Here is a 25,098-nt window from a genome sequence, read left to right as displayed (position 1 = left end):
GTGTGCAACCGCGAGCAGAACCAGTCTATGCAACGGTGCCCTGCATGACTTGCGCCATCGCAAGCGGCGTACGCCGCGGCCCGGGCATCCATGCGCTCCACGCGTGCCCGTCGTCTGCGCGGGCGTTGACGCGTATCAACCGCAGACCGCCCCGTTGGCCGAATATGAAACGCACAGGGAACCCGTCTGTGCCGGACGCGAGGTTCCCGCGCTTGCGGAGGCAGTCCATGAAAGCGCGATCGGTCAGGCCGCTGGCAATTGCACTGACGTTCCTGCTGCTGATGTGCAGCGCCGCCTTTTCCCAGCCGAATACGCCTGAGAGCATGCCACCGCAGCCCACGGCGGAGCAGCTCGACCAGATGCTCGCGCCCATTGCGCTGTATCCGGACGCGCTGGTCGCCCAGATCCTCATGGCTGCGACCTATCCGCTCGAGGTGGTTCAGGCAGACCGCTGGGTGCGCGACCCGACCCACGCCGCCCTTGCCGGTGATGCGCTGGCAGATGCATTGACGCCGCTGCCGTGGGACCCGAGCGTGAAGTCGCTCGTGCCATTCCCCAGGCTCCTGCACATGATGAACGACAACCTCGACTGGACCGAGCGCGTCGGCAACGCGTTCCTCGCCGACGAAGCCGCCGTGATGGATTCGATCCAGCGCCTGCGCAGGCGGGCCCAAGTCAACGGCAGCCTGGGTTCGACAACGCAGGCCATGGTAACCACGCAGGACGGCGACATCCTCATCGAGCCCACCAACCCACTGGTGGTCTATGTGCCCGTCTATGACCCCTATGTCGTGTACGGGCCGTGGCCGTATCCGGCTTACCCGCCCTACATCTTTCCGGATATCTGGGGCGGGGTCGTCATTGGCGGCGCCGTCGGGTTCGGGTGGATCGGTTTTACGGTGGTCGCGCCGCTGTGGGGCTGGAGCCACTGGAACTGGCACAGTCATCACATCGATATCGACCGCAGACGTTTTGGCGACATCGGCCACCATCGGCCGCCGCCCGGCGGTTTCTGGGTGCATGACCCGGGACATCGTCATGGCGTCCCGTATCCGGGCCCCTCGCGGGGGCGCTTCGACAGCGGAACGGCTGTCTCACCGGATGCGCGGCGCGGCTTTCGCGGCTATCCCACGCCGCCGTCCGCGCCTGCGGGCTCGGTGATCCGGCCCTCCCCGATTTCGCCGCCGCGACCGGCTTTCCAGGCACCGCATGGCTCGCCCCGGCCGACGCCAGGGGTACGCCCCGCCCCGCGCGCCCGATCGCCAGCCTACCCGCCGACATTCGAGTCATTCGGGCGCGGCGCCGACGTGCGCGGCCAGGCGCAACGCGGACAGGCCAGTCGCATGCCAGCGCCAGTGCCCCAGCCGAGCGGGCAACCACCAAGAGGCTTCGCACCGCAAGGGATACCCCACGGGTTGCCTCACGGGATCCCTCAGGGAGCCCCTCATGGGACGCCTCGCGGGGCACCTCAGGGCGCGCCCGCCGGCGGCGCCAGGAGACGATGATGCGAGAGACCTGCACACAGTGGCTCCTGCGCCGTCTTGCCGCGCTCACGGTGGCAGCGGCCGCCGGCATGACGAGCCTTCCTGCGACGGCCACGGCGGCTGCGCAACGGACGTTCTCCTCCCCGGAACAGGCTGCCGAGGCATTGGCTTCCGCCTGGCGCAGCGGCGACAGCACTGCCCTGCTCGCGCTGTTCGGCCGCGACGGCGCCAGGCTTGTGCGCTCCGGTGACCCAACCGGAGAGAGGATCGCGCGGAGCAGGCTGGCCTCTGCCTACGATGAAGCCCATCGCATCGAGATGGACGGCGCGGACCATGCGTTCATCATCCTGGGCAACGACGAATGGCCCTACCCGATTCCGCTGGCGATGCGGGACACGCGCTGGCGCTTCGATACGCAAGCCGGCGCACAGCAGATCATCGACCGGCGCATCGGCCATCATGAAGCGCATGCGATCCGTGTCTGCCGCGCCTATGTAGAGGCGCAACTCAGCTACGGCGCATCGCACCGCGCGGCGGATGGGCGGCCGGTGTACGCACAGCGCCTCGCCAGTTCACCAGGCAGGCAAGACGGCCTCTACTGGGTCGCATCAGCCGGCGAGGAAGAAAGCCCGCTGGGGCCGCTCATCGCACTTGCCGACGCTCAGCGACGCGGGACATCGGGCACGGGGCCTGCCGCGCCCTTCCACGGCTACGTCTTCCGCATCCTGACCCAGCAGGGCACGCACGCACCCGGCGGCGCGCAGGACTACGTCGTCGACGGGCACATGACCGGCGGGTTCGCGCTGGTGGCGTTTCCTGCCGCGTACGGCGCGTCGGGCGTGATGACGTTCATCGTCAATCAGGACGGTGTCGTGTATCAGAAGAACCTCGGCCCCCACACCGCCGGGACGGCGCGCCGCATGCGCGCATACGACCCCGACGAGAGCTGGACGCCGGCCCTGCCATGACCCTCCGCTTCATCATTGAAAGACACCGTCATCGCGCCCATGACGACGGTGCCGCGAGTCACCCCAAGCCCGGGCGCTTCGCTTGATCCAGCCCAAACCGCGGCGCGCTGCCATGGCTAACCTAGGAAATGTCCAACCGCACCGGCACTCCAGATTGGTGTGCGCTGCACGTCGGCAGGACCGCCCTCAATAGGAGTCAACATGAAACTGCGTTCCCAATCCGAACGGGTATGGCCGGCACGCTGGAGCCCGTTTGCCGTTGAGCCGATTCACGACCGCTACCGCCAGCCAGACAAGGCGCCGAGCGCGAGTTGCTGTCCGGTATGCGGTGCCGTCTTCCTCAAGGGCCGCTGGCAATGGCGCAATCCGCCGCCCGGTGCCAATGCCCTGGTCTGTACCGCCTGCCAGCGCGCGGCCGATCATGCGCCTGCCGCACGCATCCATCTGTCGGGAGCATTTGAAGCGGCCCACCGCGAAGAGATCCTCACCCTTGCGCGCCATCGCGAAGCAGCGCTGCGCGCCGATCACCCGATGGAGCGCATCATGGCGGTCGAATCCTCGGCGGATGGCACGAACATCATGACGACGGGCTTCCACCTGGCGCGCGACATCGGCCATGCAATCCATCACGCATTCCACGGACGGCTGACCTTCGACTATGGCAACGCCGAGACCGAGCTGCACGTGAAATGGACGCGCTGATGCGTCAGTAGAGAAGATACGGCGCACGCAGCGCGCGGAACGCCTCGGCCTGCGCGCTGGCGAGCTGCTCGATATCGCCCAGGGGCACGCCATCGCGCAGCATGCTCCAGACCGTCTGCGAGCCGACGGAGGTGCGGATCGCGGCCAGCCTGAAGTGTTCGGGATAACGCAGCGACAGCACCCTCGCCAGGGCCAGCCCGATGCGGCCCGGGCGGTCCGGCATGGAGACGCGCCGGATCATCACCCCCGAACACAGCCGGCCCTGATACGGTCCTTCGGCCGGCACGAAATGGATCGGCTGATACGTGGCACCGTAGCCGGTCGCATTCAGCTCGCTTGCCAGCGCAGCGCCGTCGATCCACGGCGCGCCGATCACACTGAAGGGCGTGGCGGTGCCCCGGCCGACGCTGATGCTGGCGCCCTCGATCAACCCGACATCAGGGTAGCGCTCCAGGGCCACGGAATCACGCAGGTTGGGCGAAGGCGGAACCCAGCCCAGACCGGTGTCCGCAAAGCGCATCGAACGGTCGTACTGCTCCATGGCCACGACCTGCAGTGCCGCGCCGTGACCGGGCCGATCGTTCAGGAAGCGCGCCAGTTCGCCGATGGTCATGCCGTGCACCAGCGGCAGCGGCGCATAGTTCGTCAACGAACCGTCCGCCGTGTCCGATACCGGGCCGCCCACCACGTCACCACCCAGCGGATTGGGCCGGTCCAGCACCAGCACGGGAATATGCGCCGCGGCGCCCGCCTCCAGCGTGGCGCCCAACGTGGCGAGGTAGGTAAAGAATCGCACCCCGGCATCCTGCAGGTCGAACACCAGCACGTCGATAGTGGACAGCACATCAGGCGGCATGCGCCTGCGCGTGCCGTACAGACTGTGCACGACCACGTGGGTGCGGGCGTCGATCGTGTCGCCGAACGGCGTGTCGAGATCCGTGCCAAGGCCATGTTCCGGCGCAAAGATGGCGCTCAGCCGAACGCCGGGCGCCTGCGCCAGAACGTCGATGGTCCGTCTGCCCATCGCGTCGAAACCGCTGCGGTTGGTTACCAGCCCCACCCGCTTGCCGACGAGGGGTGCAAACCCGGCGGCTTCCAGCACATCGATGCCGGTGCGCACGGGTCCGCTCGCGGGGGGCAAGCGCTGTTCGGTCCAGGCTACTGCGTCGGCCATGACGGGCGCCCGTGCAGCGATCTGTTGCCCCGAGAGCACCGGCGCCGTACTCGAGACCAGGCCCAGCACGGCTGCACGCAACGGCATGGCGTCGCCCTTCTCATCGGGGTACAGGCGGCTGGTCAGCACGATCACGAACCGCCGCGTCACCAGATCGATCCACAACCCGGTTCCGGTATAGCCGAGATGCTGCAGCAGCCCGGCGCGTGGCGCGCGATACCGGTTGGGAATCAGCGGCGCCTGCACTTCCCAGCCGGGCGTGCGCGTGGCCTCCGGCGCGGTGGTGCTGTCTGGCGTGGAAAGCATGGCCACGCTGGCAGCCTGCAGAATGCGCTGGCCATCCAGCCGCCCGCCATTGAGCAGCATGCGCGCAAAGCGGGCAAGGTCGCCCGCACTGGAAAACAGGCCAGCGTTGCCGGATACACCACGCAACGCGGCGGCCGTCGGGTCCTGCACTTCGCCCCGCAGCCATCGTCCGTTCCGTGTCGTGGTGGGGGCAATACGGGCCATCAGCTGGCGGCCCGGCCGGAACCGCGTGTCGCGCATGCCAAGCGGGCGGAAGATGTTTCGCGCACACCAGGTATCCAGCCCGATCCCGCTCGCGCGCTGCACGATCTCGCCCAGCACGACGTAATTGATATCGCTGTAGATGACGCGGCTGCCGGGCTCGGCAACAGGCGGCATGGCCGCGATCGCATTGAGCACTGTCGTGGGGCTTTTCAATGCCGCACGCGACGCCAGGCCGGGCGGCAGGCCCGAGGTGTGCGTCAGCAACTGGCGCACGGTCACACCCTCTTTTCCGTCGGCGCCAAAGGCAGGCCAGTAGCGGGCGGCAGGTGCATCCAGCACGATCTGCCCGCGCTCCACGAGCTGCAGCACCGCCGTGGCGGTGGCGACAGCCTTGGTGAGCGAAGCGAGATCGAAGATCGTGTCATCCGTCATCGGCTCGGCCGCCGGCCCGATCGTGCGCTGCCCGAGTGCGACGCGCTCGCGCACGCCGCCGGCATCGCCCACCAACACGACCGCGCCCGCCACGTTGGCATCCGCGATCTGCGCAGCGACCACGGCTTCCAGTTCGCGCCCGGAGACGGGCTTGCCGAGTGGCGCGAGATCGCCTGCAGGCGCCGCGCCACCCCTCGCCAAGGGTCCATACAGCAGCGCGGCGAGCGCCAGCCCTATCGCGGCAAGCTGGCGCGATCGTAACGGTTGCGAGCGTTCCATAGCATCCACCCGTGGGTGCCCTCGGCGTTGGCGGCGTCGATCTGGGCCTGGATCATCCCGGCATCGAATTCGCGATGGTCAAAGGCATAGTCCCGAAACGCCTGCAGCCACGGCCGGAACCTCACGCCGGGCAAGCCCGTGCGGCGCCTGGCTTCGGCCAGGGAGCGCGCGACGATCTCGCCGGGCTTCTCGGTCGGCTTCCTGATGCCGGGCAGGCCCCACGTAAAGCCGGACGGATACAGCATCGGCGATATGTAGTCCACCGCCGCGCCCAGCGTTTCGATCCGCTGTCCAATGGCCGTGTCGTCGGCGTTCCAGCACACGTAGCCGAAGATATCTGCGGACAGATACACATTGTCCGCGCGCAGCCGCTCGCGGGCCCGCGCAAGAAAGCCCGTGATGGCCGCCACACGGTTGACCTCGGTGTTGGGCAGTTTGAACTGCAGGCCGCTGGCATCGGGAAACCGGAGGTAATCGAACTGGATCTCGTCAAACCCGAGCCTGGCCGCCTCTTCGGCCACATCGAGGCTACTGACCCACGCAGCCTCGATGGTGGGATCGATCCAGCGCTGGTCTTCCCGATCACGCCAGATTTCGCCGTTGCGGTCACGGACAGCCCAGCCCGGGTGCGCCGCTGCCAGTCGATCGTCCTTGAACACCACGATACGGGCGATCAGATACAGACCGCGCGCCCGCAATTGCTGGATCAAGCTGGCAAACCGCCTGCCGCGCGATGCGTCGCTGCCGCCCGCCGGCGCCGCGCCGATCGCCAGGCGAGACGCACTCGGATAAGGGGTGTCCCCACGGTCGCCCTTCATGTCGATCACCAGCGCATTGATGGCGGTGTCGCCTTGCAGGGCAACCGCTTCCTCACGCAAGGTCGGGTTGGAGACCCCTTGTACCGACAAGTAGACCGCCCTGGGCTGGATTGGCCTGAGCGCAACATTGACGGCCGCCTGATTCGCGTCGAGCGCCACCTCCGTACGGGCATAGCCGGGCGCGCGCACGCTCATCGTCGAACGATCACCGACGCGGGGCGATGCAATGGACGCGATACCGGCCGCACTGGTGACTTGACTGCCGCCCCACGCCACCGTGGTGGCCCCAGCGACGGGCCGGCCGTCCGACGCGTCCACCACATGGACCTCCAACGCCTGGGCCAGTCCCATGATGCAGAACAGCACTGCGCCCAGCCATGTGCACCCGCGGCTACTCATGTCGTTCCTCGCCCGCCCTGAGCATGTCGGCCATGCACTGCACGCCGCAGCGGTCGGTCATCAGATAGCGCGGCAGCGCCATCGCCCGCTGGGTGCGCCGCACCGGTTGCGCTTCCAGCGTGAAGCCCGCGATATACCCCTCCTCCTGCGCAATCCGCTCCAGCACCGGGCCGTGGATGCCAAACGGCCACGCCAGCAGGTGCACCGGCCGCGCCGTCTCCGTCTCGAGTCGGGTGCGCGAGCGCCGCAGCTGGTCGTGCACGAACCGGGAGAAGTCTTCCGCACCCCGATGCTGCTGCTCGACACGAAAGTCCGGGTGCCAGTACGTGTGGGACTGCACATCGAACTGACCGCCTGCCACCAGCTCGCGCAGTTGCGCCCAGGTCATCGCATAGGAGGCGTTCGAGATGGCTGACGGGTAGATGAACAGCGTCACCGGGATCGGCCTGCCGCGCACCGCCGGCCACAGCGTTTCGTAGACCGACCGGTGCCCGTCGTCCACGGTGATGGCGACCGCGCGCTCGGGCAGCGCAACGTCGTTACCGGCCTGCCAGTCGACCACATCGGCCAGCGCGACGATGCGATAGCCGGTCGCTTGAATGGTGCGCAATTGCGCTTCGAACGTCTGCATGCGAACGGTCATGGCGCTGTCCACGGTTGCCCCGAAGCGGTGGTAGACCAGGACCACCACATGACGGTGCACCTGCGCAGAGTCGGCGCTTGCGCGAGGGCACCCGGCCATCAGCCATGCAACGCATAACAACGGGATCAGGCTCCGCATGGCGGCAAGCCCTCCAGGCAGAGTGGTCGCTGTGCAATTCCTCATGCTTACGATACGACCGGCGGTTGTGGTCGGGTTGATCCTGCGCAAGCCGAACGGCACGCTGTGCCGCCGCGCCCACGAAACGTCGCCTGGCTTGACGTGCCGCAAGGTCCATCGCGCTGCGCGTGAAACGATGAGACATCCGCTACCGCACGTGGGCTGGGTCCCTGCGCTGCGGCGCCAGGTGACTTCACGCAAACATGGGGACGTCTCATGCCGCAACCGGTTTCCTCCCGAGATCAAGGCAACCAGCACATCGCTGCGGTCTTCAATGAAATTGCCGATCTGCTCGAGGTGGAAGCAGCGAATCCGTTTCGGGTGCGCGCCTACCGAAACGCGGCGCGCCTCGTTGAAGGCATGACCGAGGGCGTCGACGCCATGCTCGCGCGCGGCGCAGACCTGACCGGGCTGCCCGGCATCGGCATCGACCTCGCCGCAAAGATGCGCGAGATCGTCGAGACGGGAACCTGCGCCATGCTCACGCGCGTGCGCGCCGAAGTTCCGGCGTCCATCGTCCAACTGCTTCAGTTGCCCGGACTCGGGCCCAGGCGCGCCCGCATGCTGGAGCACGAACTCGGGATCGTCACCCTGGACGACCTGGCCCGCGCGGCGGCCGCACACCGCATCCGCGAGCTGCACGGCTTTGGTCCGCAAAGTGAGGCGCGCCTGCTCGAAGCGGTCACGGCACGCCTGGAGCGCCATCGCCGCTACGGGCTGGACATTGCCAAGCCGTGCGCCGACGCCCTCACGCGCTACCTGCAGGCAAGCGGTAAGGTCGAGCAGCTTGAAATGGCCGGCAGCTACCGCAGGGGCCGCGACACCGTGGGCGACCTCGACGTGCTCGCCACCGCCCACGACCGGGCATATGTCGTCGAACACTTCGTGCATTACAACGAGGTGGTCAACCGGATCTCGGCAGGGCCGACCCGGGCGAGCGTCGTACTGAAGAACGGCATGCAGGTCGACCTGCGCGTCGTCCGGCCGGACGCGTTCGGCGCGGCGCTCGTGTATCTCACCGGCTCCAAGGCGCACAACATCGCGTTGCGCAAGCTGGCGCAGACGCAGGGCCTCAAGATCAACGAATACGGCGTGTATCGGGGCAAGGACCGCGTGGCGGGCGCCACCGAAGCATCGGTCTATCGCGCGATCGGCTTGCCCTGGATCTGCCCCGAACTGCGCGAAGACCTTGGCGAGATCGAAGCCGCGCGGGCAGGCACACTCCCGTCACTCGTGGAAGACCACGACATCCTTGGCGACCTGCACGTGCACACGTCCGCCAGCGATGGAACGGCCACATTGGAAGCCATGGCTGCGCAGGCCAGGCTGCAGGGACTCCACTACCTTGCCATCACCGACCACTCACCGCGCATCGCCGTGACGCACGGCCTGACTGCGGCGCGCCTGGCCGCACAGGCCGACGCGATCGATCGCTTCAACGCCGAGCACAAGGGATGGCCCGTGATACTCAAGGGTATCGAGGTCGACATTCTGGAGGATGGATCGCTCGACCTGCCAGACGCGGTCCTCGCACGCCTGGACCTCGTCATCGGCGCGGTTCACAGCCATTTTGGCCTGCCGCAGGCGAAGCAGACCAGCCGCTTGCTTCGCGCGATTGACCACCCGCACTTCACCATCCTGGCGCATCCGTTCGGCCGCCTGCTGGGCGAGCGCAAACCCTGCGAGGTCGATCTGCCGCGCGTGATGAAAGCGATCGCGCAGCGCGGCTGCTTTGTCGAAGCCAATGCCCAACCCGCGCGGCTGGATCTCTCCGACATGGGGTGCCGGCTGGCAAAAGCCGAAGGCGTGCTGGTGAGCATCGCCACGGACGCCCACAGCCCGGCTGACCTCGGCAATATGCCCTTCGGCGTCATGCAGGCGCGGCGTGGGTGGCTGGAGCGCAAGGACGTGCTCAACACGCGTTCGCTCAAGGCCCTGTTACCGCTGCTGAAACGGACCCTGTAGGCAGGGGCGCCAGACCCGCCTGTCTCGGCTACCGGATCAAGCCTTGTGCGCGATCAACCGTACATGCGCCGCGTCCTCTAGATTGAAACAAGAGCCACTTCAACACGCGCCTGCCATGATCGCCCTTGCCTCCCCCCACGCGCATCGCGCCAATGCATTGCCCGCTCCTCCCCTGGTCGAGGACACGCTGGCCGAGGCCTTCCTCCCGGACGCAGTCTCTTCCGCGCTCAGCGACCATGCGCTGGCCGTGCTGGCCAGAACGGCCGCGGACTGGTTCACCCCGTCGGTGGCGAAATACCTTGGCGTCCGGACCGGGCACGGGCGTATTCGACTGGCCGGGCACATTGCAGACGCGCGCCCGCTGGCCTATCTGAAAACCGCCCTGCTTCGCCTGCCCGGCGTGAGCGGGCTCGACCTGCTGATTACCGTGGAGCCGCCATCCGGTCTGCCGCTTGACGACGCCGCCACTGCGCGCCGGCCTCTGGCGGGATAACCGGAGCAGGAGCAACCATGTACACGGCACGCTTCTGCGCAACGGCCTGCCCTTGTCCGCGGATTGACTTCGAACCGGGCTGCCCGCAATCGAAGGAGGACATCCTGCAAGCGTATGCGGTGCTTTTCTGGTTCAACTTCTACCTCCGCTGTCCCGAGTTTCCGGCGACAGACGGCATGTTCCCGAGGCAGCCGGATGTTCGCCGGGCCTATCTGCAGGTGCATGCAAAGGTCTTTGCGCACTGGGCCACTGCGGCCAACCGGATCGGCATCCCCACGGCGCGGTTCCGCGACACTTGCGTGACCGTGCGCGCGGCATGGATCGGGGCGGGCGACCCCCTGCTGGCCTGCCGCTCGCGGGCGGGGGCCCTGTCCGGGTACCCCTCGATGGATCTGGACTGAGCAGCGGCCCGGCCGCTCAGCAACCACAGGCGGGGCGTCCGTCCGCCGTGGGCAGCACGGCCAGCACGTCATCCGCAGCGGTGTCGGGCCGGAAAACCGTGATGCCCTTGAGCCGCAGCCGCCACGCATGAAAGAGCAGCGCGTCAACCTCCGCGCGCGAGACACCGCCGGAAATCAGCACCGTCTTCGAGATCGAAGCGTCAATGAACGGCTGCAGCGTCGCCACCATGCGCAGGTGGTCCAACCCGCTGACCTGGCTGGCTTTCACGAAATAGCCCGGCAACGCCGCATGGTTGCCGTGCAGGGCCCGGAAGTGCCGGCTGGCGCGGTTCTCGATCCGGTAAAGCTGCGGGGGACCGTGCTGAATGCGCACCCTCCGCTGGTATGCCCAATCGAACGCCGGTTCGACGCCGCTGGAGCAGTTGTCGCCAAAGGCCAGGCTGACGCTGCCCGTCGGCGCCAAGGACAGCAGATGGCTGTTGCGCAAGCCGTGGCGGGCAATCGATTCACGCACCGCCCTGGGCAGCGCGGCCGCAAAATGCCCGGGTGCAAGGCTGCGCTCGGCGCGAAACAGCGGGTAAGGCCCGCGTTCCCTCGCCAATGCGGTGGAGGCGGCATAGGCGTTGTCGCGCAGGCATCGTGCGATCTGGGCGGCCATGTTGCGCGCCTCGGGTGCGTCATAGGGCAGGCACAGCATCGTAAGCGCATCGGCCAGGCCGGTCACGCCCACGCCGATCCTGCGCTTGGCGCGCGCTTCGCGCATGTGCTCCTCTTGCGGCCAGCGCGTGATGTCGATTGCGTTGTCGAGCATCCTGACCTGAATCTGCACCGCGCGCCCCAGGCCGACGAAGTCGAACATCGGTTGCCCGCCCACGCCGAATGGCCACTGCACCCACCTCGACAGATCGATCGGGCCGAGCACGCAACTGCCCCACGGCGGCAGGGGCTGCTCGCCGCACGGGTTGGTGGCGGCAATGGTTTCGATGTCGGCCAGATCGTTGGCGGCGTTGATGGTGTCGATGAACAGCAGGCCGGGCTCGGCACTGTCATGCGCACCCTCCACGATCAGGCCCCACAGGTGCCGTGCAGGCGGCGTTGCGTAGCACCAGCTACCGTTGTCGAGCCGGTAGGCACCTGCCGCGCGCAGCGGCGCGTTCGGTTCGGCACGATGCAGCAGAGGCCATGGGGCATCGTCGGCGACGGCCTGCATGAAGGCGTCTGTCACTGCCACCGACACGTTGAACGTTGTCCAGCGCTTGCGTCCACGCTTTGCGGCGACGAACGCGCCGAGGTCCGGGTGGTCGCAACGCAGTACCGCCATCTGGGCGCCACCTCGCGTGTCACCCAGCGGCAGCGACCGGCACGCCTGATCGAAGCGGTCGATGACGGCGCAGACGCCGCCCGTGGCCCCATTTGGCCTCGCACATCGGGCATCGACAGGTGCCACCGAGGAGAAGTCGTAGCCAACGCCACCGCCCATGCGAAGCGTGGCCTGCGCCTGGTGCAATGCACGTTCGATATCAGCGAGACTCGCCACTGGCGCATCCGGCGCGACGATGGGATGCACGAAGCAGTTCACCATCGTGGCGTGCCTGGCAAGGCCCGCATTCGCCATGATGCGCCCGGCCCCGATGGCCCCAAGGAGCATGTTGCCGTAGAACAGGCTCGCAACGTGAGCGCGACGCTCGGGGACTTCTGCCGCAGCCAGCGCCTGCGCGACCCGCCTGAACACCTGATCGCGCGTGGTTTCCTTCGGACCGAGATAGCGGTCGGCCAGCACGGCCGCGCACACGGGCGACAGCGCCTCGGGTTCGGTCGGCGTGTCTGCCTGCATGGATGTCGGCCCCGGGCTGCAAGTCGGTCGGCAGGTCAACCGGCGCGCATGAAGGCCGGCAGCCGCGTGCCGGCGCAGGCCCGCGTGACCACACGCCACGTCACCGATTTACCGCCCGCACCCGGCGCGCGGCGCACAGACCACGCACGGCGCCCCGGGCGGCCCAGAGGCATGCCAGTGCAGCGCGCGCCGAGCCGGCAGGCCGGTTCAGGTGCGCCACGGCACGCACGCGCGCACGAACGCACGGGCTTGCGTGCCGGCGAGCGCGCCCGCCCGCGCGGCGATGATGATCTCGAGCGCATATGGTTCTCCCGCGTGTCGGATGTGTCATGGCCAGTGCGGCTGGTTTCCGCACGCGATCCACGCCCGGACACCCCCTGCCTACCCTCGACTCCATGCTAGGCAACGGTCCTCCTTCCAGGTTGATCTGCGTCATGCAGGAATGGCCCGGAGCCGCGTGGCGGCATTGGCTCTGCCCCTGTCGGCGTAGGCAAGCAAGCGCCTTGAAAGGCTGGCCTGGCGGCAAGCGCACGCCAGCGGTTCGCACCCTTTGCGCCATATCAATCCGAAGCGCGGTGGAATACCTACCCTGCAGGGAGATCAATCATTCGGCGGCGCCCGATGCCGCCGCCGGACCTGACCGGAGACAGCGATGCAACAACCGTCAGATGTGGCCTGCACCCTTGCCTGCGCCGCCATGCGCGATGCGGGTCGGGCTGCTGAGTTTCTCCTCGATGCGCAAATCGAGTTCGCGCGCTTCCGCCTCAAGGTCGCCGAGGCCGCGTTGGAGGATGTGAGGGGAATCGAGCACGAACTGAGCAGCACCCATGACTGGGCGTCGTTGGCGGCTGCGCAGAGCGCGTTCGTGAAGATGCAATCGACGCATGGCGCGACAGCGCTGAAGACCTGGGTCGATTTCATGAACGGTCTGCAGGCCGCCTACCTGCGCCAGATGACCGAATGGAACGAGCAGATGCAACGTCCGCAGGGCCAAGCCTCTTCGTCGCAGTTGTTCGCGGCCTCCGCCGATTCGTTGCGGGCCTTTTTCGACAGCTTCAATCTGGTGGCGCCCGCCAACTCCGAGGCCAAGCGAAAGACCGCGCCGCAACCGGCAATGCAACCCCACGGCGGGCACGCCGCCTGAACACCACCAGACTGCCAGCAGGAGCCCATCATGCGAGTTCAAGACGTGTATTCCCATAACGCGGTTCACATTCCGCATTCCTGCACGCTTCAGGAAGCGGCCCAGCAGATGCGCGCGAAACATGTCGGCGCCCTGGTGGTGACGGAAAACACGCCTGCCGGCCCGCGTGCGGTGGGTGTGGTGACCGATCGCGACATGGTGCTCGACGCGGTTGCGGTGGGTGTCCACCCGGCCCAGACCTGCGTTGCCGATGTGATGAGCCGCGGCCTGTTCAGCGTGTCGGTCGATGCCAGCCTGAGCGATGCGCTGCAAGAGATGCTGGCGGCGGGTGTGCGACGCGTTGGCGTGACTTCCGATGGCGAACTCGTTGGCGTGCTGTCTCTGGATGATGTGCTGAGCGCAATGGCCACCGAATGGAGCCTCATCGCGCGCCTGGTGCGCAACGAGCGCGAGCGCGAGACGACAGGCAGCGTACAGCCGCCGCTGAGCGTCTGACATGGTGGGTTTCCAACAACCGGACGCGCAGCATGAACCCTGAAGCGCTGAATCTCAGCATGGATATCGTGGCCGATGACGCGATGCTGGAGGGCAACCTGACGTGCCCCGGCAACGCGATCGGTCTGGTGATCTTTGCGCATGGCAGCGGCAGCTCGCGATTGAGCCCGCGCAACCGGTTCGTCGCGGATCGGCTCAACGCCGGGGGCTTGGGTACGCTGCTGTTCGACCTGCTGACCCCGGACGAAGCGGCGCATGCCGCAAACCGCTTTGATATCGAACTGCTCGCGCAGCGCCTGCGCACGGCCACGCACGCGGTCGGCCACATCGCGCGCGAACGCCAGCTGCGGCTGGGGTATTTCGGGGCCAGCACAGGTGCCGCTGCCGCCATCCAAGCCGCCGCCGCGCCGGACGGCCCCTATCGGATCGATGCCGTCGTCAGCCGCGGCGGGCGCCCGGACCTGGCCGGGGCCGATGCCCTGGCGCAGCTTGCGTGCCCCACCCTGCTGATCGTCGGCGCGGCGGATATCGATGTCCTGGATCTCAACCGCCAGGCCATGTCGGAGATGCGCTGCGAGAAGGCCCTGGAGACCGTGCCGTACGCAACGCATCTGTTCGAGGAGCCTGGCACGCTCGAACACGCGGCGGAGCTGGCACGGGCCTGGTTCGTGCGCCACCTGGGCGCCACCGAGCGCCGCCATCAACCAGCGAGGTGAGTCGTGCGATTCAAGGATCGATCGGATGCAGCGCGCCTGCTCGCGCTCGCCCTGGACAAATACAAGGACAGCCATCCGCTGGTCCTGGCCATTCCGCGTGGGGCTGTCCCCATGGGGCAGCTCATTGCGGCAGCGCTGGAAGGCGAGCTTGACGTTGTGCTCGTCCGCAAGATCGGGGCGCCGTTCAACCCCGAACTGGCCGTCGGGGCAGTCGAAGAAGGGGGCTGGACCTACGTCGCCCCGCATGCAGCGCGCGTGGGCGCCGACACGACCTATTTCGAACGCGAGCGCGCTGAAGAAATGGACGTCATCCGCCGGCGACGCGCGCTCTACACCCCGCACCGCGAGCCCATCGAAGTGAAAGACCGGGTGGTGATCGTCGTGGATGACGGCCTGGCGACAGGCGCCTCCATGAAGGCCGCGCTGCACGCCATACGCGAGCGGCACCCGAAACGGCTGGTCTGTGCCGTTCCGGTGGGCGCACCCGACAGCCTGGAGGCGATTCGCCCGCTGGCCGATGAACTGGTCTGCCTGTACGCGCCACCCGGTTTTCGCGCGGTGGGTGCGTATTACGATGCATTCCCCCAGGTGGAGGACGATGAAGTGCGCGCCGCACTGGATGCCGCACCGCATGGCGCGCCACACGGCACACACGCCTCGGAGGAATGACGCGGCTGCGGAAATGCATCCGCTTTGATCCCGCTAGCGCGCCTTGCCGCGCTGACTTTTACGGGCCCCGCCGGTCCGCGTGCTGTCCCGGGCCGCGACCGTGCTGAGCTCGCTCATCTGCTCAAGCCACGAAAGCGCATCCACGTAGGAAAGGAACTGCCGCAGATACGCTGGCGACAGCTCGCGCATGCGTACCAGCGAACGATGCACGAGACTGCTTGAGTTGAGCGGCCCTGCATTCGATGGCACCTTGTCCAGCGACTGACGCAACTGCGTTTCAGCGCTGACCCGCGCCCAGATCGCCCGAAAGTCATCCAGCATGCCCAGTTCCGGGTACGTGCCGGACATGGCGCCCTGGCCCGCAGGACGTGCACGGCTGGCGATGTCGCGCAGCAACTCGGCCAGGGGGCCCTGCACGGGTTCGCACGGGCAGGCTGTGTTGTCGACCGTATCCGCCGTGTGAGCGGCAGGCACCGTTGGCCGGACGCGATCGGCATAGCGCTCCAGCAGCCGGTTCAGCCGCTGGAACAGCATGTCCCGCGCGTCGCCAGCCTGGGCAGCAGCCCGCCGGTGCAATGCCTCGATCAAGCGGAAGCGAACGGGGTCCACCCGGTCGGCGCCGGTTGCGCGCAGGTCGTCCAGCGCCGCTGCAATGGCCGACTCAGTGAGCGTCACGTTGCCCGCCATTGGAAGCCGCCGACCGGGCAACCGGCGCGATCTCGACCCGCCGATTCCGGGCGCGGCCCGCGTCATCCGCATTGGAACTGACCGGCTGCTCGGAGCCGAATGCCGCGGCAAAGACGCTTGAAGCGGGAATGCCTTCATCGATGAACGCGCGCGTGACCGTCAACGCGCGCTTTGCCGACAGCTCCCAGTTGTCGGCAAACTGGCGGTTGCCCGCACGCACCTGCTGGTCGTCGGCAAACCCGCTCACCATCAGGATCTCGTCGCGCGATTGCAGATATGCCGCCAGCGGCCCCGCAAGGCTCTTCAGCAACGTCAGCCCCTGCGGCTGCAACTGGTCTGAATTGAGCGCGAACAGCACGCTGCCATTGATGCCGATCCGCCCGTTGACGAGCGTTACCCGCCCAGCCGCCAGCGGACCGGCAAGCGCCTGCTCCAGCGTCCTGCGGCGCTGCGCTTCCGCCTCCCGCTGCTTCACCTCGTGCTCCAGTTTGGATGACAGCTCCAACTGCACGCCGATAACGCCCACGAGAATCAGCACAAAGGCGCCGAGCAGTACCGACATCAGGTCGCCAAAGGCGGCCCACACCGGCGCCGCGCCCTCCAGGCCTGCGTCAATGTCGTCGTTCATGCCGCCTCGGCTCCGGCCACGGTGCGTTGCCCGCCCAGCCGCTGCAAGTCTTCGAGGATCTGCTTTTGCGACAGCATGCTCAGGTCGATGACCTCCCTCGCCTGCGCGACGTAATAGGCGAGTTGCTCGTCGCTGCGTGCGAGCGACTTGTCCAGCGCCGATTCGATCCGCTGCAGATGGGCGATCAGTTTGTCGTTCGACTCGCCGAACACCTGAACGGCCACGCCGAAGGCTTCGCCCAGGCTTGCCACTTCGGCGGCGCTGCCTGTCACCTGTGCGGCCACCGCGCCCAGCTTGCCGGTTTCGGCCTCGACGTGGTCCGTGAACCGGGTGCTCACGCGCTCGAGCAGACCGGCGGAGGTCGCCACCAGCGCGTCCACAGCCGAGCGCTGCTCGGTAGAGGCGTGGTTCACGGCATCGAGCAGCGTTTCGAGCGTGCCCAGCAAGCGCGTGCGCTCTTCCAGCATTGCCGTGTCGCGCACCATGCTGTCGGACAGCTTCTGGCGCAATTCGGCGACCACCTCGGCCGCCGCCCTGGGCGCTTCCGACGCGGCCTGCACGAGCCGCGAAATCTCCGCGATCGTCTCGCTGGCATGCGCCTGTGTCTGCGCGGAGATCTCGCGTGCGGTGTGCGCCAGCGCGTCGCAGATCTCGCGCTGCCGGCTCGCCATGTCGGCGCCCGCGGCTTCCCAGCGCTGGCTCAGGTCGGCACCCATCACGCCGAGCGTGTCCGTCCACGCCGCCAGGCGCTGCTGGTCACGCGCTTCCAATGCAGACTGGAGTTCGAGTTGGGATTGCTTCAAGGCGTCCAGCAGTGAGGCGGCGTGTTGCCCGAAGGTCGCGGCAATCGCTTCAAAGGCGCGCTGCTGCTGGCCGGCTGCAAGCGCCTGGGCATGCCCTTGCTGCACGAGCGCGTCGCCCCATGCACCGGACAGGCTGCCCGTGGTCGCTTCGAGGCGCTCGGCAACGCCATCGACCAGGCGTGTGGAACGTTGCTCGAACGCTTCTGAAAACCGGTCGAGGGCGGTGCTGACGTGTCCGACCAGCGCCTCGCTCGCGCGTTGATGTTCCGACAGGGCGTTGTTGCAGATGCCGGCCACCGTCTGGGCTGTGGTCTCCAGACGCGTCGACACGCCATCCAGCTGCCGCTGCACCGCATGCGCCACCGCGTCGTGCAGCGCGGCGGTTTCGCGTGTGATCCCGGCCATCGTCGTTTCGACGACCGGCTGGATGGCGGCGCCGGCCGCGCGGGCGCTTTCGGCGGCGCTCTCCCGCAACGATTGCCCCACCGATGCGGCGAGGCTGCTGTAGGCGCTCTCCGCCTTGTCGAGAAACGCCTGCTGGCTGGCAAGCTGCCGCTCGCCGCTGGCTGTGCCCTGCTGCTCCAGGGCCGCCATCATGGCCTGCAAGCGGTCTACCAGCGCGGGCATCACGTCGGCCTGGCGCTGCAGGAGCTTGACGGTCTCTTCGCGTTGATGCGCGTGTGAGTAGGGGCGCAGCGTGGTCGCGATGTGGGTATCGAGCGCCTGCACGGCCTGAAGCCGCTCACGTCGGCACAAGGCGGACAGCAGCCCGAGCATGGCCGACGTTGCCACGCCCGCAATCGACGTGCCGAACGAAAACCCGAGCCCCTTGATCGGCGCCGCCAGCGAGGCGCGGATCGCCTGCAGGTCCGTCGCGCTTTCCAGCGCAGCGCCTGTCCCCTTGAGCGTCACCACCATGCCCAGCAGGGTGCCGAGCATGCCGAGCAGCACGAGCAGGCCGACAAGGTAGGACGTCAATACGGGGCCGGGAATCGCAGCGCGCTCGCCCTCCACGCGCAGGCGTACCGCGTTGCGCAGGCCGGGATGTAATTGATCGAGCCAGCCACTCAGCCTGGCGGGTGGCTCGGACAGCCCGGCAACGGCGCGGTCGAGCGTGCCCGTCGCCTGCTGATACCGGCGCAATTCGAGCGTCCCCGTCAGGTAGATGGCGCCGATCACCAGCGTGACGCCCAACGCGAGCGGGTTCCAACCAATGAGATAGCCCGCGGCAATCCAGCCCACGGCCGCCAGGCCGGCGAAGAAAACGATGAAGTTCAGGTGATGTCTGGACATGGTGTCCGGCTTAGCGGGGGCCAAGGGCGGCAAGCAGCCCTTCGACCGGTTGAAAACGGACATCCAGCTCGGCAAGGAGCACGCTCTGCATATCGTTGCGGAATGCGTTCAGCCAGGCGCTGGATGGGGCGGGAGCCGTGCTGTCGGCAAGGGGATCGGCCTGCCGCTGCAGCTCGGCGGCTCGCAGACGCTCGAAATACTGCCCGAGCAACGTCGGGATCGCGCCCAGCAGCGTGCGCTCCCGCCCGGCGAGGGCTTGCTCCATGCTGGCATCGAGCATGGCGAGGCGCGCCAGGTCTGGTGCCTTGGCAGCCAGGGCACGACGCAGGCGGCCACGCAGGCTGCCGATCTCCGTTTCCATCGTCTGCTGCATCGACACATACCGCTGCCGAAAGTCGGCAAAGTCGACGTCGACGGCCACGGGTGCGCTCTGGGCGGGCGGGCGCGCACCGGAGTTCGATCGCGTGTCTGACAGACCGGTCGCGCCGATGGCCTTCGCCAGTGCCGAGCGAACGCGGCCGCACAGCGTTGCCGCATCAGCGCCAGCGGCCTGCGCGCCGGGCGCGACCGTGGGCAGGCTGGCGTTCAGCGCGGTCGACAGTGTGATGGCATCGGTCCAGCTGAGCCATTGGCTCAGCCGGTCTGACAGTGACTGCCCAGGCTGGGAGAGATCGGTGTCCGCCAGGCGAGCGAGTAAGCGGATCAGCGCAGGGCCGCTGAGCGCCCTGCGTTGCTGGACGTGCGCCATGCTACGAGTGCAAAAAAGGGCGCAGTTTACACCCCCGGGGCCCCGCGCCCCCGCCGGCCAGCCCGCCGCCTGCGCAACCGGCGGCAGACACGCGGTTCGGCGTGCCGACGTCAGCCTTTGCGACGCGCGCGCACCGCGCCGGCAAGCGTCTCCAGCAACGGCTCGGTCTGGGTCCAGCCCAGGCACGCGTCGGTAATCGACACGCCATGTCGCAACGGCACGCCCGGCTTGAGGTCCTGCCGGCCTTCCTCCAGGTGGCTCTCGATCATGACGCCGACGATGCGCTGCTCCCCACCGGACAACTGCTGCGCCAGGTCATGCCCCACGTCGATCTGGCGCGTGTGCGACTTGCCCGAATTCGCGTGCGAGCAATCGACCATCACCTGCTCGCGCAGCCCTGCCGCTCGCAGGATCCGGCAGGTGTCTTCAATGGCGGCGGCGTCGTAGTTCGGGCCCGTCTTGCCGCCGCGCAGGATGACGTGTGCATCGCGGTTGCCGCGCGTCTCGAAGATCGCGGCCATGCCCATCTTGGTCATGCCCATGAAGGCGTGCGACGAGCGCGCCGCCAGGATGGCATCCGCCGCGATCTGGACGCTGCCGTCGGTGCCGTTCTTGAATCCGACAGGGCAGCTCAGCCCGGAGGCGAGTTGCCGGTGGCTCTGGCTCTCGGTCGTCCGGGCGCCGATCGCACCCCAGGCGATGAGATCGGCGATGAACTGCGGGCTCAGCAGGTCGAGGAACTCGGTGGCGACAGGCAGCCCCAGCGCATTGATTTCCAGCAGCAGCTCGCGCGCGCGGCGCAACCCTTCATTGATGCGGAAACTGCCATCCAGGCGCGGATCATTGATGTAACCCTTCCAGCCGACGGTCGTACGCGGCTTCTCAAAGTAGACCCGCATCACGACCAGCAGATCGTTCTGCAGGCCCGCCACCGCCGCCTTGAGCCGGTGGGCGTACTCCATCGCCTGGTCGTGGTCGTGGATCGAGCATGGGCCCACCACCGCGATCAGGCGGTCATCCCGGCCCTGCAGCACGTTGGTGATGGCGGCCCGGCTCGTCTCAACATGGGCCTGGACTTCGGGTGACACCGGCAACTCGTCGAGCAGGAGCGCCGGCGAGATGAGCGGACGGACGGCACCAATGCGCACGTCGTCAATGCGGGTCGTATCCTGGGTGGCGTCGGCCACGCCGACCTCTTTGTCATGCTGGGGATCGTCAATGCGGATCATGGCAAGCGCAGGCCTGGGTCTCAGGCGGCAAGAAAAACAGCGCCCATTAAGCCCGGGCAATGCGCGCCGCGCAAGCCTGTCCGGGCATGACGCCCGCACCAATCGCATGAAATCTGTCCGCGGACAAACACCGCGTCAATGGCTGCCTGCACATGCGGCGCCGTGAGCCATTTTGCTGCACCGCACGACCACGGCCCGCACGCAGCGGCCCTCATACAAAAGCTCTATTCAGAAAGGGACGAATCGTCCGCTTCTGTGGGGTAGGGCAAGCGAATGCGTGCCCCGCTGCCACTTGGAAAGGAATTCGCATGCCGCTGGCCCGCCCGCTCCCCTTGCCCGTCCGTTCAAGACGGGCGGCACACATGGCCATCATGCAGATCTGCGCTGTCGTTGCCCCTTATGCCCTGGACCCTGCCCGGCCATAGCGCCTGTCGATCGCGCGCCGCCCGGACCGAACCCTGGAGCGTTCCATGAGCGTCAGCACGTTTGCGGGCAAGGTGGCCGACTTCCTGGGCGTGTCGCAGGACAACCCGGAACTGCTCAAGGCGCAGTACCGCGCCTTCTCGCGCCAGTTGCCGATGATGTACTTCATCCTCATCACCAGCACCTGGGCGGTCGCCCTGACCTACCGCGCCATCAGCCCTGCGTGGCTGGCAATCGGCATCCCGCTGCTGCTCACGGCGGCCTGCGCGGTGCGCGTGCTGCACTGGTGGCGATCCCGGCGGATCGATCCGACGCCAGCGCTCGCGCTGCGCGCGCTCACGCGTACCAACCGGTTGGCGAGCGTCATTGCCTTCGCGTTCACGGCCTGGTCGCTCGCCCTGTTCCGCTACGGCGACGCCTACACCCGCTCATACCTGGCCTTCTACATGGCCATCACGGTCATCGCCTGCATCTTCTGCCTGATGCACCTGCGCTCGGCGGCCGTCATGGTCACGATCATCGTCAACGGTGCGTTCATCGCGTTCTTCGCATCGACAGGCCAACCGACCTTCGTGGCGATCGCGGTCAACATGGCCCTGGTGTCGTTCGGCCTGCTCGTCATCCTGATGATCAACTATCGCGACTTCACCCTGATGGTGAACGCGCAGACAGAGGCCCGCCGCCGCGAAGCGGAGCAAAGCCGGCTGCTGCACATGATCGACGACATGCCGATCGCCGTGATGACCGTCAAGCCCGATACCTGCCACGTCAACTACGCCAACAACACGTCGAAACGCCTGCTCGACCAGATCGCACACCTGCTGCCAATGGAGCATGACGCGCCGCCAGATACGCCCGTCGACGTTCTGCTCGCGCATCCGGAGTTTCAGCGGCGGCTGCTCGTCGAGCCCGGTCACCCGGCGCAGAACACGCGAGTGCGGCTCGGGCCCGAAGTGCTCGACCTGAAGATCGCGCCCGTCCGGGCCCATGACGGCAGCCACCTTGGGTCCATGTTGACCTGGGGGCTGGTGACAAAGGAGGTGGAGGCGGAAAACCGCATCCGCCAGCTGGCCCACTACGACATGCTCACCGGGCTGGCCAATCGCACCAACTTCCGCGAGCAATTGGACATGCACCTGGCGGCGCCGGGGGCCCACCTCGGCCTCCTGTATGTCGACCTCGATGGCTTCAAGGTGATCAACGATACCAAGGGCCACCGCGCGGGAGACGCGCTGCTCGAAGCGGTTGCCGCGCGCCTGCGCTCGGTCTGCGGCGACCCGGGCACGACCATTGCGCGCCTGGGCGGCGACGAGTTTGCCGTGCTCGTGCCGCATGACGATGCCGATCGCGCCACCGCCCACGCCCACGCCATCATTGCCGCATTGGGCGCGCCCTACCCCCTGGGCACCGATCAGAGCGTGCGGATCGGCGCATCGATCGGCGTGGCACTGGCTCCCGCGCATGGCCATGACGCCGAGACCCTGCTCTCGCGCGCCGACATCGCGCTCTATGCTGCCAAGTCGGCGGGCAAGGGCATGGCGCGCCTGTTCTGCCCAGCCATGGAGACCCGCATCCAGGAACGCGCCCTGCTGGAAACCCAGTTGCGTGCCGCCCTGGAAACCCAGGACCGCCTGTTCGTCTTCTATCAGCCGATCGTCAATGTCCAGACGGGCAAGATCACCGCGCGCGAGGCGCTGGTACGCTGGCACCATGCCGAACGCGGCTGGGTGCCGCCCGCGGAGTTCGTGCCCATCGCCGAACAGAGCGGTCTCATCGACCACCTTGGCGATTTCGTTCTGCACCGCGCCTGCCGTGAAGCGATGCGATGGCAGGACGGCGCGCGCGTAGCCGTCAACGTATCGCCCATGCAACTGGGCAAGGCCACACTGGCGCAAACGGTACGCGCTGCGCTGCTCGACTCCGGCCTCGCCGCTGATCGGCTTGAGATCGAAGTCACGGAAACAGCGCTCATCCAGAACGAGGCGGAAAGCTTCGAGGACCTGCGCCAGCTCTACGAGATGGGCGTGCGTGTCGCGCTGGACGATTTCGGTACCGGCTATTCGTCTCTGGCGCACCTGCGTGCCTTCCCGTTCGACAAGATCAAGATCGACCGGTCCTTCGTCTGCGACGTCCACAAGCGGCCCGACAGCGCGGTGCTGGTCAAGGCGCTCGCCGATCTGGGCCGCCAGCTTGGCGTGACGACCGTGGCCGAAGGCGTTGAGACACAGACCCACGCCAGAATCATCCGGGAAGCCGGCTGCGCCGAGGCCCAGGGTTATTTCTACAGCCGGCCCGCGCCATCCGATGAAGATAGGGCCGTCGTGGACACCTGTGGCGTGACCTCGCCAGAAGCCATCGCGCCCGGAGGCTGCGTCGCCTGATGCGAGGCGCGATCCATCGGTGAGGGCGCGGCACCCGCCGGCACGGGCCCGCTGGCCGCGTCCTGTTCTGACAATGCCAACGCGACCGCCGGATGTATCCGCGCATAGGCAAAGGAATACTCCAGCTCGCCCGACGCCTGCGCATGGATGGTGAACAGCGGCTGTCCGACCCTGACCCGATCGTGCAGCCGCACATGCGTTTCGACACCCGCCACCTGGCGCATGGGCGCGCCTGCCAGCTTGGCGATGCGGGCGAGATGCCGGTTGTCGATGTCCACGACAATGCCGTCCTGCTCGGCCACCACGTCGCGGCGGAAGACGGCTTCACCGGGCACCCACAGGCCACCCTGCGCTTCGCAGATCTCCTCGAACTTGCGCCAGGCAGCGCCGCTGTCAAGGACGCCGGCAGCCACATCCTGCCCGGTGCCCGGCGCCGCTGCCCCGCAAAACTCCAGTAGCGCGCCGGCCAGCAGCAGCGAACGCTCGCGCAGATCGAACGGCGCGGTGGGCATGCGCTGCAGCACCGCCAGCACGTCGCGCGCTTCCAGCGCCGGGCCGATCCCCCGACCCACCGGCTGCATGCCGTCCGTGCGCACGATCAGGACGTGCACGCCAAACGACCGGGCCACCCGCTCGAGCAACATGCGCAGCCGCTCCAGATCCTGCAAGCTGCGGACCTTCGCCGTCGGCCCCACGGGCACGTCGATCACCACATGGGTGGACCCGGCGGCGATCTTCTTGGACAGAATCGATGCCACCAACTGCGCGTCGCTGTCGACATCCAGCGCACGCTCCACGCGGATGAGCACGTCATCCGCAGGGCTCAGGCTGAGCGCGCCGCCCCACGCGAGCGAGGCCCCCACCCGATCGACCACACGCCGCAACTCGGATGCGCTCAGGGCCACACGCGTGAGGGTTTCCATCGTGTCGGCGGTGCCGGCCGGTGACGTGATCGCACGCGACGAGGTCTTCGGCAACAGCAGCCCCGCGGCGGCCGCAATGGCCACGACGATGGGGCTGGTGCGGTTGCCCGGCAGGCCGCCCACGCAGTGCTTGTCAGCCACCACCGGACGGTCCCACTTCAGGCGCTCGCCCGAATCGACCATCGCCTGCGTGAGGTCGATCGTCTCCTTCACGCTCATGCGCCCGCCCGCGCATGCGCTGAGGAAGGCAGCGATGTGCACGTCGGCGTATCGCTCGTTGGAAATGTCGCTGATGACGCCGGCCAGTTGATGGGTATCCAGGTGCGTGCCATAGATCTTGGCGCGCACCGAGCGCAGCGACTCCAGCGCGGGCGCATGGCTCACGCTCACGATATCGCCGGGCCGCGCCAGCAGATGCTCCGCCGCGCTGACGGAAAGACTGACCTCGTGCGTCTCCAGCAAGCCCGACCCGACGAGGTTGAGCGTCGCGATCACCGCCAGTTGGCCGATCCGCACCTCGACCCGGGCCTGCGCTGCAAAACCTTCGGCGCGGCAGATCGCGCAATCCGGATGCATGTAGATGACATGCTCCTGCCACGTGTCGATGCCCAGCGGCTTGAACGTGAGTTGGTCGGGCAGCACCGTCACCTCGGGCGGACTGAGCATGGCGAACGCTCCTG

The 25,098-nt window shown here is 67.6% G+C and carries 20 protein-coding genes and 1 pseudogene; 11 read left to right on the top strand and 10 right to left on the bottom strand.

Annotated elements, in window-relative coordinates; genetic code table 11:
• The first annotated feature begins 227 nt into the window (after positions 1-227).
• The 3 genes from R2N03_RS04735 to R2N03_RS04725 all read left to right on the top strand — a co-directional run bounded on the left by R2N03_RS04735 (position 228) and on the right by R2N03_RS04725 (position 3,154).
• Entirely contained in the window at positions 228-1,505 is a 1,278-nt protein-coding gene (locus tag R2N03_RS04735; protein ID WP_316655667.1) for a DUF3300 domain-containing protein, read from the top strand.
• The gene (locus R2N03_RS04730) at positions 1,502-2,452 is read left to right on the top strand and encodes a DUF2950 domain-containing protein (RefSeq protein WP_316655665.1); all 951 of its coding nucleotides are present in this window, start codon (positions 1,502-1,504) and stop codon (positions 2,450-2,452) included. Before R2N03_RS04735 ends, R2N03_RS04730 begins: the two co-directional genes overlap by 4 nt.
• 201 nt (positions 2,453-2,653) lie before the next feature.
• Positions 2,654-3,154: a BCAM0308 family protein gene (locus tag R2N03_RS04725; protein ID WP_316655663.1), complete on the top strand. Its 501-nt coding sequence runs from the start codon at positions 2,654-2,656 to the stop codon at positions 3,152-3,154.
• 4 nt (positions 3,155-3,158) lie between these two features.
• Here R2N03_RS04725 and R2N03_RS04720 read toward each other — a convergent pair whose 3' ends face one another.
• From R2N03_RS04720 to R2N03_RS04710, 3 genes are read right to left on the bottom strand one after another with little or no spacing between them, the layout of a single operon-like run.
• Positions 3,159-5,549, bottom strand: a complete 2,391-nt coding sequence (locus R2N03_RS04720; RefSeq protein WP_316655661.1) for a serine hydrolase — start codon at positions 5,547-5,549, stop codon at positions 3,159-3,161.
• Positions 5,504-6,766 carry a putative glycoside hydrolase gene (locus R2N03_RS04715; RefSeq protein WP_428984361.1) on the bottom strand — a complete coding sequence of 421 codons (1,263 nt, stop codon included), beginning with the start codon at positions 6,764-6,766 and terminating at the stop codon, positions 5,504-5,506. Before R2N03_RS04715 ends, R2N03_RS04720 begins: the two co-directional genes overlap by 46 nt.
• The gene (locus R2N03_RS04710; protein ID WP_316655659.1) at positions 6,759-7,547 is read right to left on the bottom strand and encodes a polysaccharide deacetylase family protein; all 789 of its coding nucleotides are present in this window, start codon (positions 7,545-7,547) and stop codon (positions 6,759-6,761) included. Before R2N03_RS04710 ends, R2N03_RS04715 begins: the two co-directional genes overlap by 8 nt.
• Positions 7,548-7,802: 255 nt before the next feature.
• On the opposite strand from R2N03_RS04710, the gene polX reads away from it, so the two are divergent.
• The 3 genes from polX to R2N03_RS04695 all read left to right on the top strand — a co-directional run bounded on the left by polX (position 7,803) and on the right by R2N03_RS04695 (position 10,445).
• On the top strand, positions 7,803-9,551 hold the full coding sequence (gene polX / locus R2N03_RS04705; protein ID WP_316655657.1) for a DNA polymerase/3'-5' exonuclease PolX: 1,749 nt from the start codon (positions 7,803-7,805) through the stop codon (positions 9,549-9,551).
• Between the two features lie 115 nt (positions 9,552-9,666).
• Positions 9,667-10,044 carry a hypothetical protein gene (locus tag R2N03_RS04700; protein WP_316655656.1) on the top strand — a complete coding sequence of 126 codons (378 nt, stop codon included), beginning with the start codon at positions 9,667-9,669 and terminating at the stop codon, positions 10,042-10,044.
• Positions 10,045-10,061: 17 nt separating this feature from the next.
• Positions 10,062-10,445, top strand: a complete 384-nt coding sequence (locus R2N03_RS04695; RefSeq protein WP_316655654.1) for a hypothetical protein — start codon at positions 10,062-10,064, stop codon at positions 10,443-10,445.
• Between the two features lie 16 nt (positions 10,446-10,461).
• Here R2N03_RS04695 and R2N03_RS04690 read toward each other — a convergent pair whose 3' ends face one another.
• The gene (locus tag R2N03_RS04690) at positions 10,462-12,279 is read right to left on the bottom strand and encodes an adenosylcobalamin-dependent ribonucleoside-diphosphate reductase (protein WP_316655652.1); all 1,818 of its coding nucleotides are present in this window, start codon (positions 12,277-12,279) and stop codon (positions 10,462-10,464) included.
• A gap of 697 nt (positions 12,280-12,976) precedes the next feature.
• Between R2N03_RS04690 and R2N03_RS04685 the strand changes: the two genes are divergently transcribed.
• Genes R2N03_RS04685 through R2N03_RS04670 form a run of 4 tightly spaced genes read left to right on the top strand, consistent with a single transcriptional unit; the run spans position 12,977 to position 15,303 of the window.
• A complete protein-coding gene (locus R2N03_RS04685) occupies positions 12,977-13,423 on the top strand; it encodes a hypothetical protein (protein ID WP_316655650.1) in 447 nt (148 codons plus the stop codon).
• Between the two features lie 30 nt (positions 13,424-13,453).
• Positions 13,454-13,918, top strand: coding sequence for a CBS domain-containing protein (locus tag R2N03_RS04680; protein WP_316655649.1), 465 nt, complete (start codon positions 13,454-13,456; stop codon positions 13,916-13,918).
• A gap of 32 nt (positions 13,919-13,950) precedes the next feature.
• On the top strand, positions 13,951-14,634 hold the full coding sequence (locus tag R2N03_RS04675) for a dienelactone hydrolase family protein (RefSeq protein WP_316655647.1): 684 nt from the start codon (positions 13,951-13,953) through the stop codon (positions 14,632-14,634).
• Between the two features lie 3 nt (positions 14,635-14,637).
• Positions 14,638-15,303, top strand: a complete 666-nt coding sequence (locus R2N03_RS04670) for a phosphoribosyltransferase (protein ID WP_316655644.1) — start codon at positions 14,638-14,640, stop codon at positions 15,301-15,303.
• 33 nt (positions 15,304-15,336) lie between these two features.
• On the opposite strand, the gene R2N03_RS04665 is transcribed toward R2N03_RS04670, so the two are convergent.
• The 5 genes from R2N03_RS04665 to R2N03_RS04645 all read right to left on the bottom strand — a co-directional run bounded on the left by R2N03_RS04665 (position 15,337) and on the right by R2N03_RS04645 (position 20,691).
• Complete coding sequence (locus R2N03_RS04665) at positions 15,337-15,990, bottom strand: DUF2894 domain-containing protein (protein WP_428984360.1); 654 nt, start codon at positions 15,988-15,990, stop codon at positions 15,337-15,339.
• Entirely contained in the window at positions 15,965-16,618 is a 654-nt protein-coding gene (locus R2N03_RS04660; RefSeq protein ID WP_316655640.1) for an OmpA family protein, read from the bottom strand. The genes R2N03_RS04665 and R2N03_RS04660 overlap by 26 nt, the downstream gene beginning before the upstream one ends.
• The gene (locus R2N03_RS04655; RefSeq protein ID WP_316655637.1) at positions 16,615-18,714 is read right to left on the bottom strand and encodes a DUF802 domain-containing protein; all 2,100 of its coding nucleotides are present in this window, start codon (positions 18,712-18,714) and stop codon (positions 16,615-16,617) included. The genes R2N03_RS04660 and R2N03_RS04655 overlap by 4 nt, the downstream gene beginning before the upstream one ends.
• A 10-nt stretch (positions 18,715-18,724) precedes the next feature.
• Positions 18,725-19,462 carry a DUF3348 domain-containing protein gene (locus R2N03_RS04650; RefSeq protein ID WP_316655635.1) on the bottom strand — a complete coding sequence of 246 codons (738 nt, stop codon included), beginning with the start codon at positions 19,460-19,462 and terminating at the stop codon, positions 18,725-18,727.
• A gap of 110 nt (positions 19,463-19,572) precedes the next feature.
• The gene (locus tag R2N03_RS04645; protein ID WP_316655632.1) at positions 19,573-20,691 is read right to left on the bottom strand and encodes a 3-deoxy-7-phosphoheptulonate synthase; all 1,119 of its coding nucleotides are present in this window, start codon (positions 20,689-20,691) and stop codon (positions 19,573-19,575) included.
• A gap of 470 nt (positions 20,692-21,161) precedes the next feature.
• On the opposite strand from R2N03_RS04645, the gene R2N03_RS04640 reads away from it, so the two are divergent.
• Positions 21,162-23,495, top strand: a complete 2,334-nt coding sequence (locus tag R2N03_RS04640) for a putative bifunctional diguanylate cyclase/phosphodiesterase (protein ID WP_316655630.1) — start codon at positions 21,162-21,164, stop codon at positions 23,493-23,495.
• Positions 23,496-23,569: 74 nt separating this feature from the next.
• Here the strand turns inward: R2N03_RS04640 and R2N03_RS04635 are convergent.
• Positions 23,570-25,084, bottom strand: a pseudogene (locus tag R2N03_RS04635) (thymidine phosphorylase family protein); the annotation flags it as partial.
• Between the last annotated feature and the right edge of the window lie 14 nt (positions 25,085-25,098).

The sequence above is a fragment of the Ralstonia condita genome, from assembly GCF_958405655.1.
Classification (GTDB): Bacteria; Pseudomonadota; Gammaproteobacteria; order Burkholderiales; family Burkholderiaceae; genus Ralstonia; species Ralstonia condita.
This window is presented reverse-complemented; position numbering and strand designations above follow the sequence as displayed.